At 69.2% G+C, this 12,020-nt stretch carries 10 protein-coding genes and 1 tRNA gene; 9 read left to right on the forward strand and 2 right to left on the reverse strand.

All coding sequences use genetic code 11. The annotated features are described in order from the left end of the window. Positions 1-96: 96 nt before the first annotated feature. The gene (locus DXZ73_RS04885) at positions 97-1,254 is read right to left on the reverse strand and encodes a VIT1/CCC1 transporter family protein (RefSeq protein ID WP_116209792.1); all 1,158 of its coding nucleotides are present in this window, start codon (positions 1,252-1,254) and stop codon (positions 97-99) included. A gap of 180 nt (positions 1,255-1,434) precedes the next feature. Here DXZ73_RS04885 and DXZ73_RS04890 point away from each other — a divergent pair, with 180 nt between their 5' ends. From DXZ73_RS04890 to DXZ73_RS04925, 8 genes are all read left to right on the forward strand, one after another. Further along, positions 1,435-2,244: an SGNH/GDSL hydrolase family protein gene (locus tag DXZ73_RS04890; protein ID WP_116209793.1), complete on the forward strand. Its 810-nt coding sequence runs from the start codon at positions 1,435-1,437 to the stop codon at positions 2,242-2,244. A gap of 106 nt (positions 2,245-2,350) precedes the next feature. Next, a complete protein-coding gene (locus tag DXZ73_RS04895; RefSeq protein WP_162890043.1) occupies positions 2,351-2,857 on the forward strand; it encodes a hypothetical protein in 507 nt (168 codons plus the stop codon). A gap of 344 nt (positions 2,858-3,201) precedes the next feature. Continuing rightward, the gene (locus DXZ73_RS04900) at positions 3,202-3,801 is read left to right on the forward strand and encodes a TetR/AcrR family transcriptional regulator (RefSeq protein WP_240351183.1); all 600 of its coding nucleotides are present in this window, start codon (positions 3,202-3,204) and stop codon (positions 3,799-3,801) included. Between the two features lie 42 nt (positions 3,802-3,843). Then, positions 3,844-5,346 carry an MFS transporter gene (locus tag DXZ73_RS04905; RefSeq protein ID WP_116209796.1) on the forward strand — a complete coding sequence of 501 codons (1,503 nt, stop codon included), beginning with the start codon at positions 3,844-3,846 and terminating at the stop codon, positions 5,344-5,346. Positions 5,347-5,426: 80 nt separating this feature from the next. After that, the gene (locus tag DXZ73_RS04910) at positions 5,427-6,341 is read left to right on the forward strand and encodes a fumarylacetoacetate hydrolase family protein (RefSeq protein ID WP_116209797.1); all 915 of its coding nucleotides are present in this window, start codon (positions 5,427-5,429) and stop codon (positions 6,339-6,341) included. Then, on the forward strand, positions 6,338-7,576 hold the full coding sequence (locus DXZ73_RS04915; protein WP_116209798.1) for a VOC family protein: 1,239 nt from the start codon (positions 6,338-6,340) through the stop codon (positions 7,574-7,576). The genes DXZ73_RS04910 and DXZ73_RS04915 overlap by 4 nt, the downstream gene beginning before the upstream one ends. A gap of 3 nt (positions 7,577-7,579) precedes the next feature. Then, on the forward strand, positions 7,580-9,154 hold the full coding sequence (locus DXZ73_RS04920; RefSeq protein ID WP_116209799.1) for a bifunctional 3-(3-hydroxy-phenyl)propionate/3-hydroxycinnamic acid hydroxylase: 1,575 nt from the start codon (positions 7,580-7,582) through the stop codon (positions 9,152-9,154). A 55-nt stretch (positions 9,155-9,209) separates the two neighbouring features. Next, positions 9,210-9,283: transfer RNA gene (locus DXZ73_RS04925), tRNA-Met, on the forward strand. A gap of 80 nt (positions 9,284-9,363) precedes the next feature. On the opposite strand, the gene DXZ73_RS04930 is transcribed toward DXZ73_RS04925, so the two are convergent. Beyond that, entirely contained in the window at positions 9,364-10,407 is a 1,044-nt protein-coding gene (locus DXZ73_RS04930) for an alpha/beta hydrolase (protein ID WP_425315902.1), read from the reverse strand. Between the two features lie 349 nt (positions 10,408-10,756). On the opposite strand from DXZ73_RS04930, the gene DXZ73_RS04935 reads away from it, so the two are divergent. Beyond that, positions 10,757-11,683 carry an SGNH/GDSL hydrolase family protein gene (locus tag DXZ73_RS04935; protein WP_116209801.1) on the forward strand — a complete coding sequence of 309 codons (927 nt, stop codon included), beginning with the start codon at positions 10,757-10,759 and terminating at the stop codon, positions 11,681-11,683. Positions 11,684-12,020 lie beyond the last annotated feature (337 nt).

Below are 12,020 nucleotides of genomic sequence, written 5' to 3' on the forward strand. Positions count from 1 at the left end.
GGATATGTCGGTTGTGTTCATCCGCCGTGCCATTCGGGTAGCAAGCGTGAGAGTTTCCTGCCGTGTTCGCCGCCGAAGGACCGAGGATCGCTCGGGTCAGATCCGACCGGCGCCGAGCGCGTGTCCGATGAAGTAGACGGCCAGAGCGGCGCCGGAGCCGACGAGGAGCTGACGCGCGCCGGAGCGCAGGGCCGTTCTGCCGTTGAGCAGTCCGAGGGCGGAGCCGACGGCGAACAGGGCGGTGGCGGCCAGGGCGATCGCGGTGACAAGTGCGGCGGTGCCGGAGCCGAACAGGTAGGGAAGGACGACCACGACCGCCCCGAGGGCGAAGGCGATCAGGCTGGAGAACGCCGCCGACCAGGGCGAGCCGAGTTCGTCGGGGTCGAGTCCGAGTTCCTCTCGGGCCATGGTGTCCAGGGCGGTGTCGCTGTTCTTCATGATGGTCGAGGCGACCCGCTGCGCCTCGTCACCGTCCAGCCCCTTGGCCCGGTAGATCAACGCGAGCTCCTCGGCCTCGGCTTCGGGGTCGTCGCGCAGCTCCTCGGCCTCGAGGGCGATCTCCCGTTCGTAGGCTTCCCGTTGGCTGCGCATGGAGATGTACTCGCCGGCGGCCATGGAGAACGCGCCGGCGAGCAGCCCGGCGACTCCGGCGAACAGGATGGTCGTGCCCGCCGCTCCGGAGCCGGCGAATCCCATGACCAGGGAACCGTTGGAGACCAGGCCGTCGTTGACGCCGAACACGGCGGCGCGCAGCGCGCCGGAACGGTCGCTGCGGTGCCAGCGCTCGCGCCGGGCGATCGCCCGGCCGCCTTCGCCGGTGTCACCCTGCGACTCGTCACGCAGCCGGGTCAGCACGCGGGCATGCGAACGCTCGTCGGCGGCCATCCCCGGCGCGGCTTCCGGGTCGCCCTCGTACAGCCCGGCGTCGGAGTGCTCGGCGCGCTCCAGGAAGGGCAGGACCTCGTCGACGGAGAACCGGCCGGCCAGCCAGGACAGCAGCTTGGTGCGCGGCCCCGGTCGGCAGGGCCCGGGTACGCGCGCGCCGAGGGCGGTGAGCTTGTCCTCCCAGTGGGCGGCGTGCCGTTCCTCCACCGAGGCCAGCTCCAGGAAGATCCGCTGCTGTTCCCCGGTGGCACTCTCCGCGAGCCCCCGGTACAGCGCCGCGCTCCGACGTTCCGAGCCGAGCAGTTCCCGGTACCGCGCGGCCGCCTTCCGGATCGCGCGGGCGTCACGGTCATGCGTGTCGGTGTTCATCGCTCAGCCCATCGTGAGCCGCCTCCACATGTGGACAATATGTAATATACCGCCAATCACCCATGAGGATGTCGCCGGATACGCCCACATACGGGTTGTACCCGCAGGTCACTGTTCGTTATCGGGGAGAGGGGAGGAAACTCCCGTATCCGCCCCGCGCTCCGGCTCGTTCAGCGGAACATGACTCTCGAACCGCGCCGCCGACGGCTCGCCCTCCTGCTGTCCGCACTGCTGCTCACCGGAGGCGGGGCGGCCACCGCCCACGCCGACGCGCCACCCGTCGACGGCTACGTCGCCCTCGGCGACTCCTACTCCTCCGGCCTCGGCGCCGGCCACTACGACGACGACAGCGGGCAGTGCAAGCGCAGCTCCAGCTCCTACCCGGCGCTGTGGGCGGCGGCTCACCGGGGCAGGCAGTTCGCGTTCACGGCCTGTTCCGGGGCCACCACCAAAGACGTCGTCACCAGTCAGCTGCGGCCGCTCGGCAGACGCACCGCCCTCGTCAGCATCACCGCCGGCGCCAACGACGCGGGGTTCGGCGAGGTGATGGAGACCTGCACGCTCGGCGGTGAGAGCGCCTGCCAGGAGCGGGTCGCCAAGGCGCGTACGTACATCCAGCACACCCTCCCCCACGACTTGGACACGATGTACCGCGCCATCAGGGGGAAGGCTCCCGCCGCCCGCGTCGTCGTCCTCGGCTACCCGCGGCTCTTCGCCCGGCACGGCCTCTGTGTGCTCGGTATGAGCGAGACGAAGCGGGCCGCCATCGACGATGCCGCCGATGTGCTGGACGCCGTCATGGCCAAGCGCGCCGCCGGTCACGGCTTCGCCTTCGCGGATGTCAGGGAGCGCTTCACCAGGCACGAGATCTGTTCCGAGGCACCCTGGATCCGTTCCGCCACTTTTCCCGTCGGCGAGTCCTACCACCCCACAGCCGTCGGTCATGCGCAGGGCTATCTCCCGGCGCTCACCGGGACGGCTCGCATGTGAGCGTCCAGAACAGCCGTCGGCCAGGACACCACTGGTCGATCCATCGCCCGGTCCTGACCGGCTTGACGGAAGAGACCCCAAAGTCCTTGTGAGCGGCTTCGAGCCAATGACGGACGAAGCGTCGCAGAACCTCCATGAGGAGGACGAGTATTCCCACGCCGCCCGGTCGACCGACCAGGCGGGGAAGCGGGAGGGAACCACTATGCGAATAGCCAGACCCCTGTCCGTCGTCATCGCGGCCTGCGCGGTCGTGGCACTGAGCGCCGCTGCCCCGTCCACGGAAACCCCCCGGTCGCCCGGCGTCGCCAAGGCAGCCGCGACCGCGCCGAAGGCGGCAGCCGGAATTACGGGAATCGGGTGGGAGATCCACACCGCCGTCGACACCGGCATGTACTCGGGCCCCGGCCTGAGCACCCCTCGGGTCGGCACCGCGTGGGCCGGCGACAACATAGCCGGTATCTGCCAGATCAACGACAACAGGGGCAACCGGATGATCCTCGGCATCGAGCGGCCGGGGCGGAACGGCATCCAGTGGGCCAACACCGTCGGCTACATCTGGGACGCCGACATCATCGGCGACACCAGCGGCTGGCCGGCCTGCGGCACAGCGTAACCACCGGCAGCACCATCCTGAACCGGGCATCCGACAGCCGCGCGCCCTGCGCCTGCGCCCAAGGCGGCACCTGGCCGTGAGACCAGGTGCCGCCTTGGCGTTCCGAGCGTCAAGGCGGCCGATGCCCTCCTGTTCAGCCGGTCGGTTTGACGCAAGTCCGGTCGTTTCGCCGGGAGTTCGCCCGCGCGGTGCGGATGGCCGACGGGCCTCGAAGTCGAACCAAGACTCCGGTGACGTGACCGCCGAGTCCCGGCATCGACATCCACGGATAGTACGGTTGCGTTTCTCCCGAGACCGGCCTACCTTGATAGTACGAAACTGTTCCGTACTAAATGGAGGTCCCGATGCCCGACGACACCGAGGCCGCGCGCATCCGCCGCCCCCGGATGACCCCCGACCGGGAGATGGATCTGCTCAACGCGGCGCTGGATGTGCTGCGCGAGGTCGGCTACGAGGCCCTTTCGATGGATCTGGTCGCTTCCCGGGCGCGCTGCAGCAAGGCCACGCTCTACCGGATGTGGCCGGGCAAGCCGCAGCTTGTCGCCGCCGCGCTCTACGCCACGCGGCCGATGAAGCCGGAGGAGATCGACACGGGCACGCTCCGCGGCGATCTGCTGACCATGGTCGAGCTGCTGGCCACACAGGCGGCGAAGGACACCGCCCTGATCGCCGCGATGGGGCACGCCGTGCTCACGGACGAGGAGCTCGCCACAGCGGTGCGCACCTCGCTGGTGGAGCCCTGGTCCGGTGACCTGATCGGGGTCGTCGACCGAGCCGTCGAGCGTGGCGAGCTGGCCTCGCGGCCCGCCGCCGCGAACTTCCTGCCGCAGCTGATCCTCAGCGTGACGATCACCCGCCCGCTGCTGTCGGGCGGCCTCGCCGACGCCGACTTCCTCACCAGCTGCGTCGACCACGCCCTCCTGCCCGCGCTGCTGCACTCCTGATCCGGTCTCCCCCGGCCCACCCCCTTTCCGGAGATTCACACCATGTCCCGCACCACTGCCGACGTGACCGACGTCGACACCGCACCCGCCCCGGTCGGCCAGGCGCCCCGCCACCGGTGGTGGATCCTCGCCGTCATCTGCGTCGCCCAGCTGATGGTGGTCCTCGATGCCACCATCGTGAACATCGCCCTGCCCTCGGCCCAGCACGACCTGGGCTTCAGTGACGGCAGCCGGCAGTGGGTCGTCACCGCGTACGCACTGGCCTTCGGCAGCCTGCTGCTGCTCGGCGGCCGAATAGCCGATCTGTTCGGCCGCAAGATCACATTCCTGGTGGGAGTGGTCGGCTTCGCCGGCGCCTCCGCGCTGGGCGGCGCGGCCGACAGCTTCGGCATGCTGGTCGCCGCCCGCGCGGGACAGGGGCTGTTCGGCGCCCTGCTCGCACCCGCCGCGCTGTCGTTGCTGACGACCACGTTCACCGACACCAAGGAACGCGCGAAGGCGTTCAGCGTCTACGGCACCATCGCGGGCGCCGGGGCCGCCATCGGACTGCTCCTCGGCGGCGTGCTCACCGAGCATCTCGACTGGCGCTGGACGATGTACGTCAACCTGGCCTTCGCCGCCATGGCCTTCGCCGGCGGTGCCCTGCTGCTGACCCGCGGCGCCCGCGACAAGAGCGCCACCCTGGACGTCCCCGGCACGGTGCTGGTCTCGGCCGGCCTCTTCAGCGTGGTCTACGGCTTCTCCAACGCCGAGACCCACGGCTGGAGTTCGGTGGCCACTTGGGGATTCCTGCTAGCCGGTGCCGCCCTGCTCGCGGCATTCGCCTGGTGGCAGACCAAGGCCGCCCACCCTCTGCTGCCGCTGCGCGTCCTGCTGGACCGCAATCGTGGCGCTTCCTTCCTCGCCGTACTGATCAGTGGCGCGGGCATGTTCGGCGTCTTCCTCTTCCTGACGTACTACATGCAGGAGAGCCTGCTCTACACCCCGACCAGGACCGGCCTGGCCTTCATGCCCATGGTCGCCGCTCTGATGGTCACCACTCTCCTCGCGACCAATGTCCTCGTCCCGCGATTCGGCCCGAAGCCGGTCGTGCCGCTGGGCATGGGCCTCGCCGCCGCCGGCCTGGCCTGGATGACCGCCCTCGACCTGACCAGCGGCTACGCCTCGGACGTCATGCCACCACTGATCGTGACGGGGCTCGGCATCGGCCTGGTGATGGCACCGGCGATGAGCCTGGCCACTTCCGGCGTGGCGGCCGAGGACGCCGGCGTCGCCTCGGCCGCCGTCAACACCATGCAGCAGGTCGGTGGCTCCATCAGCACCGCGCTGCTCACGACGCTCTCCACCGGTGCCGCCACCCACTACCTCGCGGACAAGAACCCGAAGGACCCCGCCGTCCTCGCCCAGGCCGCCCTGGAGAGCTACTCCACGGCGTACTGGTGGGCCGCCGGCTTCTTCGCCGCAGGCCTGATCGTCAGCGGCCTGCTCTACCGCCGCGGCGTGCCCCGGCAGGACGCCGACGCCGCACCCGTCGTCCACATGTAGCCCCTGGAGTGCCCCTCGACGGCGAGCGGACACAACCGCACACCGCCCACTGAACGGTCCATCGGAAGGAGGGCGTCATCATGCGCCTCGGAGTGATGGCAAACCGACTGGTCCTCGTCGACGGCGATACGGCCGTTGACATCGAACGAGCCGGCGGCGGCCGGTTCCCGGCCGACCCCGCGCACATTTTCGACAGCTGGGACGCACTGGTCGACTGGGCGGCCACGTACGAGCACGGCGGGGAACTGCTGCCCCTCGGCCGGTTGCAGAACCCCGTCCCCGCACCCCGCCAGGTCTTCGGTATCGGCGCCAACTACCTCGACCACGTGGCGGAAGCCGCCGCCCACCACGGGGCACAGGGCAACACCATTCCCGCGGGTGCCCCGCACGGCACTCCCTTGGTCTTCACCAAGTTCCGGAGCAGTCTGTCCGGCCCCTGCGACGCCATCCCTCTGCCCAGCCGGAACGTCGACTGGGAGGTCGAACTCGTCGTCGTGATGGGCCGGCGGGCGGAACGCGTCTCCGAGCAGCGGGCCTGGCGCCACGTCGCGGGTCTCACCGTGGGACAGGACATCTCCGAACGCGTCCTCCAGCTCGCCGGTGCCGCACCGCAGTTCTCGATGGGGAAGTCCTTCCCCGGATTCGGGCCGATGGGCCCCGTACTCGTCACACCCGACGAGCTCGACGACCCCGACGACCTGGAGCTCGGCTGCAGCCTCAACGGCCGCCTCATGCAGAAGGGCCGAACCGGCGACATGGTCTTCACCGTCGCCGAACTGATCGCCCGCATCTCCGCGGTGTGCCCGCTGCTGCCCGGCGACGTGATCTTCACCGGCACACCGACCGGCGTCGGAGCCTTCCGCGAGCCGCCCCTCTTCCTCAAGCCCGGCGACACGCTCGTCAGCTGGGTGAACGGCATCGGGGAGCTGCGCAACCCCGTGACAGCGGGCCCCGGCTACGCCGACGGCACCGACCAGGAAGGAGAGCAGTCATGACGACCACGGCACCGAAGCGGTACGACGTCGGCGGAGTCCTCCTGCCACGCCCCTTCAAGATCCGGCGCTTCGGCCACTTCGGCCTCAACATGGACCGCCTCGACGAAGCGGTCACCTTCTACGCCGACCTGCTCGGCTTCCGCGTCACCGACGAGGTCAGCCTCTTCGACCAGGTGCCCCCGGAGGTGCGCCCCATCGTGGAGGAGGTCGTCACCGACCCGCGGATGATCTTCACCAGCAACTCCTCGGACCACCACGCGCTGCTGCTGGCACACCGCACCTTCGGCGTCCTCAACGGCAACGACCGCAAGGCGAAGGACATCACGCTCAGCCAGATCACCTGGCAGGTGGGCAGCCTGCGGGAAGTCGTGGACGCCGGGGCGTACCTGCGTGCGCACGGAGTGGAGATCGGACGCACCGGCCGGGACATGCCCGGCGGCAACTGGCACATCTACTTCCGTGACCCGGACGACAACACGGTCGAGTTGTACTACGGCATGGAACAGATCGGCTGGACGCGCCGGTCCAGGCCGCACGACATGCACTACCGCGGCTTCGACGGAGTGCCACCGCTGCCCCAGCTGTCGGAGGCCGCCGAGGTGCGCGAAGCGCTGGAGCGGGGAATCGACATCCACTCCGGCTGGAGCCCGTCCGAGGGGCACCTGAAGGAGACCCACGACGTCGGCGGCGTCCTGCTGCCGCGTCCCTTCAAGGTGACCGGGCTCGGCCCGGTCTCGATGTTCACCGAGCGGATGGCGGAGATGCTCGCCTTCTACACCGAGCTGCTCGGCTTCGAGATCGTCGAAGAGGCCGAGCACCAGGGCAAGCGCATCGTGTACCTGCGCAGCGGCACCGAGCACCACACCTTCGTCCTGGCGGACAAGGCGCTGCGCGGCCGGCTCGGTCTGAGCGAACACACCTCGTGCCTCAGCATGGGCATGGAAGTGGGCAGCTACGCCCAACTGCGGGCCGCGGTGGAGCATCTGGTGAACGCCGGGCACACCCTGGTCGAGGGCGTGCCACCGGAGCTGTACCTGGGTATCGACTACGCGGCGCATCTCCGTGACCCCGACGGTCACCTGGTCTGCCTGTACTCCTACATGGAGCAGGTCGGGTGGGACGGCAGGCCCAGGCCGGCCGGGCTGCGCCGCGCGGTGACCGACCCGTGGCCGAAGACGCTCGCCCCGCTGTCCGACACGTACGCCGACCGGGCCTACATGGGACCGCTGGGCTGAGCCATGACCGCCGAGACCGAAGAACTCGACTGCGACGTACTGATCGCGGGAGCCGGTCCTGTCGGTCAGGTACTGGCGCTGTTGCTCGCACAGCACCGGCTGCGCGTGGGCGTGGTGGAACGGTGGGCGCGGCCCTACCCGCTGCCGCGTGCCGTGGCGATGAGCCATGACGTCCAGCGCGTCCTGCGGCAGCTCGGGCCGGGCGAGGAGCTCTCCGCCATGCTCGAGCCCTGGGGCCAGGACGGGCACCGTTTCAGCTTCGTGGACTCCTCCGGGCAGACCTTGGTGGAGTCGCGCTACCCGATGGAATCCGATTCGGGATTCGCCCAGATGTCCGGCTTCTCGCAACCGGACCTCGAGCAGGTGCTGGAGCGGCGCGTACAGGCCGCCCCACTGATCGACCAGTACAGGGGCTTCGCCCTGGACAACCTCACGGACGACGGGTCCGCGGTCCATGCCACCGTCGTGCCGCACACCGGACTCGCTCCGGTGGCGGACGGCGCTCCCCGCACCGTGCGCGCGGCCTACGTGGTGGGCTGCGACGGAGCCAACAGCACCGTCCGCTCCCTGCTCGGACCGGAGATGACAGACCTTGGCTTCGACCGCGACTGGGTGGTGGTCGACGTCGTTCCGCACACCCCGCCCACCTGGCTTCCTTATGCCTGCCAGCGGCTCGGTCCCGCGCGGCCGACCACCCTGGTGCCGGCCGGTCCGGGGCGGCGGCGCTGGGAGTTCATGGTCATGCCCACCGACGACCCGGCCGGCATCGACACCGATGAGAACGCCTGGCGCCTTCTCGCCCCCTGGGGCATCCACCCCGGCAACGCCGACCTCGTCCGGCACACGCACTACACCTTCCGCGGCCGCTGGGCCGACCGGTGGCACAAAGGGCGCGTGCTCCTCGCCGGCGACGCCGCCCACCAGATGCCTCCTTTCCTCGGCCAGGGCTTCAACTCCGGCATCCGCGACGCGGCCAACCTCGCCTGGCGCCTGGCCCTGCTGGTGAACGGAGAGGGCAAGGAATCCCTCCTCGACGACTACAGCGCTGAACGTTCCACGCAAGTCGCACAGATCGTCAAGGAGACCGTGGCCGTCGGCCGGCTCATCTGCATGCTCGATCCGGCGCAGACCGCGCTGCGCGACGCCGAGCTCAGGCGCGACGCGACCACGGGGATCGAAGACGCTCACAAGAACTGGCTCCTACGGGGCGGCACCCTGCGGGACGACGGGATCGGAGGCAGCCTCGGACTGCAGGCCACGGTGGACGGCGGAGGGCGTACGGCGCTCCTGGACGAAGTGATCGCCCCGCCCGGCTTCCTCCTCCTCGGACGCGACCGGGACCCGGTCGAGCTGCTCTCCCCGCCTCGGCGCGCCGCCTGGCGTCGGCTGGGCGGCCGCAGCGCCCACTTCGGGCCCGAAGGACTCAAGGACGCCGAGGGCGCCTACGCGCGTTGGTTCAAACGCCTCAACGCCTCCGTGGTCGCGATCCGCCCCGACTTCCAGGTGTTCGGCGGGGCCCGTGACGCACAAGCCGCTGACGCCTTGGTCCATGACCTGGTCGAGCGTGTTCTGACGTGATCCTCGCGGGCGAGTGGTCTCCACCGGTTTGATGCCGTACTGTTCACCGTACCGACGCGGGGTGGAGCAGCTCGGTAGCTCGCTGGGCTCATAACCCAGAGGTCGCAGGTTCAAATCCTGTCCCCGCTACTCGCACGAAGGCCCGGCAGCTCGGCTGTCGGGCCTTCGTCGCGCTGAATCAGTCGGGTTCGCAAGCCCAGCTGATCCGGTCAGGAGGAGGCGAAGGCCTGCTCCAGGCGCGGGATGAAGTCCTCGAGGTCCTGTGCCCAGCAGTAGCCGTTGTGGCCACCGTTGCAGTTCGGGCCCCATTTGGAGCCGTTGCCGTAGTCCGCGAAGTAGTAGGGCATGCCCAGGGCGTTCAGGTTGTCCCTGACGTGCTTGGACGCTCCCTCCAGCCAGAATTCCGCTTCGAGGGGGTTGCCGTTGCCGTTGCCGACGTAGATCGAGATGCCGATGCCCTTCAGCTTGTCCATGTGGCGGGAGGGGTCGATCTGATTCCACTTCCAGTCGACGTTGAACACCGGGTAGGGGGAGCCGAAGAGGGCGTCACTCGACACGGTGGGACCGTAGGGCCCGTTGCAGTTGCCGAAGATGTTGCCGCAGAGCGCGCCGGCGGCGTTGGTCAGTGAGGCGACGACGGCCAGGCGCAGGTCCATCGAGTCCACCGACAGGTCGATGTCGCCGGAGAACGAGGCGACCTGGCTGAACAGTTCGGGGTGGTCCTGGCCGTAGTGGAAGGCACCGAACCCGCCCATCGAGACGCCTGCGACGGCCCGGCCCTGCTTGGTCGCGACGGTGCGGAGGTTGGCGTCGACGAAGGGGATCACCTGGTTGATATTGAACGTCTCCCAGTTCTGTGCGCCGGCGGCCGTGTTCTGGTCACGCCAGTTGGCGTGCCATCCCCGCAGACCGCCGTCCGGGATGACCGTGATCATCGACTTGGACTTGAGCAGAGCCGGGTAGGTCTGGTTGACCGGGTCGTCCCCCGCGCCGTGGAGGAAGTACAACACCGGGTAGCGCTTGTCCGGATTGGCGTCGTAGTCGCTCGGCAGGATGATCTTGATGTGATGCCGGCCGGCGACCTGGGGCGTGGTCACGGTGATGACGAAGTTCGTGGCGGTGCCGGTCGCGGTGCCGACCTGGGTGAGGCCGTAGCCGTCGGTCAGGGGCGGCGGGGTCGAATCACCCGGTGCGGCGGCCCGGGCCGGGCCGGTGCCCTGCGCCTGGGCGGCACCTATGGGTAAGAGGGTCAGCCCGAGGGCCGTGATGAGCACTACGAGTCTTTTGATCACTCTGCGCCTCCTGAAACGTCTCTTTGGACGTCAAGGAGGATTGCACGAACATGCGTCCAGGTTGCCTGGTGAGGCGTGTCAACCTCCGTTTTCGGACGGGATGTTCGCATGGCACGGCATCTTCGCCGTACCGGGGGGCGACATACCCGTGAACGCGCCCAGTCCCGGACGACTCCGTCAAGCCCGGCCAACTGGACGCCGAAGTCCTGGTATCCAGCCACATTTACATGACATTTAGGGATGTCGATTGACGCCGGTCATGCCGCCCTCGAATGTTGGCGCCCGGATCTTCCACTACGAGGAGGCACAGATGTTCCGTACTTCCACCGCGTCGGCCGGCCAGCGCAGAGCCCGATTAGTTCTCGCGGCATGCGGCGCCGCAGCGGCCCTGACCGCAGGTGCCCTCGCGCCTGCGACCGCCGCGTCCCAGTCGGCCCCGCGGCCGCGGGCAGAGCACTATGTCGCCCTTGGCGACTCGTTCACCTCCGGCCCCTTCATCCCGGTCCAGGACGGCTCCTGGTGTGCGCGCTCCAACAGCAACTACCCGTCCTTGACTTCCAGCTGGCTGACGCCCGCAAGCTTCCGGGACATCAGCTGCGGCAGCGCCACGACGAACGACATGTGGCGGCCGCAGCCCGGGATGGACAATCCCGCGCAGCTGGACGCGCTCAAGAAGGACACCACCCTGGTCTCGCTCGGTATCGGCGGCAATGACATCGGCTTCGGCGAGATCATCAAGAACTGTACCTACGCGCTCCGACCGGTCCCGGACGGCAACCCCTGCGAGCGGCGCTACACCGCGGGCGGCGTCGACGAGCTCGAAGAGCGCATCCTGCAGACGGCTCCGAAGGTCGCCGACGTCCTCAAGGAGATCCGCGAGCGGTCGCCGCATGCGCGCGTGCTCGTCGTCGGCTATCCCGCGTTCCTTTCGGAGAAGTCCGAGGACGCAGAAGGCTGCAAGGCCTCCCTGCGGCTGCCGGTAGGCGACATTCCCTACCTGCGGGACACGATGCGCAGCCTCAACACGATGCTCAGCCATGAGGCGAAGGCGGCCGGCGCGTCCTACGTCGACACCTACACGCCGACCGTCGGACACGACGCCTGCCAGCCCCGCAACGACCGCTGGGTCGAGGGCATGGTGCCCGTGAACCCCCTCCAGGCCATGGCCTTCCACCCCAACGCGAAGGGCGAAGCCAGCATGGCCGAGGCCGTTCAGGATACTCTGCGGCGCGGCTGAGCGGTCTCGGGTGAGCGCGTTGTGGACGGTTCCAGGGCTGTTGCGTGTCGTGTCATCGCGTGGTTGACGGCGACGTGCAGTTCCAGGTAGCTGGTGTAGGCGCGGACGGGTATGTCCTCGCACTTCACCGAGCGCCACACGCGCTCGATGCGGTTCAACTTACAGCCGCTCCCGCGCAGTGGCCTGGAAGGCCGGGGTGTCCTTGTGCCGCAGGCTGCCACGGGCCCCGTCCACACCCGCTCCGGCTCCCCTGGCCCACAGAGCGCCGACCTGATGGCCAGGCCACGGGCCATCCATAAATGGCTGGCGCGCGTCGTGACGCGGCGGGACCATCCGG

It is taken from the genome of Streptoverticillium olivoreticuli subsp. olivoreticuli, assembly GCF_003391135.1.
In the GTDB taxonomy this organism is placed as follows: domain Bacteria; phylum Actinomycetota; class Actinomycetes; order Streptomycetales; family Streptomycetaceae; genus Streptomyces; species Streptomyces blastmyceticus.

Bases quoted from the DNA above. Each gene is read 5' to 3' on its own strand.
- DXZ73_RS04885 (WP_116209792.1), bottom strand. From the start codon at position 1,254: ATGAACACCGACACGCATGACCGTGACGCCCGCGCGATCCGGAAGGCG.
- DXZ73_RS04890 (WP_116209793.1), top strand. From the start codon at position 1,435: ATGACTCTCGAACCGCGCCGCCGACGGCTCGCCCTCCTGCTGTCCGCA.
- DXZ73_RS04895 (WP_162890043.1), top strand. From the start codon at position 2,351: ATGACGGACGAAGCGTCGCAGAACCTCCATGAGGAGGACGAGTATTCC.
- DXZ73_RS04900 (WP_240351183.1), top strand. From the start codon at position 3,202: ATGCCCGACGACACCGAGGCCGCGCGCATCCGCCGCCCCCGGATGACC.
- DXZ73_RS04905 (WP_116209796.1), top strand. From the start codon at position 3,844: ATGTCCCGCACCACTGCCGACGTGACCGACGTCGACACCGCACCCGCC.
- DXZ73_RS04910 (WP_116209797.1), top strand. From the start codon at position 5,427: ATGCGCCTCGGAGTGATGGCAAACCGACTGGTCCTCGTCGACGGCGAT.
- DXZ73_RS04915 (WP_116209798.1), top strand. From the start codon at position 6,338: ATGACGACCACGGCACCGAAGCGGTACGACGTCGGCGGAGTCCTCCTG.
- DXZ73_RS04920 (WP_116209799.1), top strand. From the start codon at position 7,580: ATGACCGCCGAGACCGAAGAACTCGACTGCGACGTACTGATCGCGGGA.
- DXZ73_RS04935 (WP_116209801.1), top strand. From the start codon at position 10,757: ATGTTCCGTACTTCCACCGCGTCGGCCGGCCAGCGCAGAGCCCGATTA.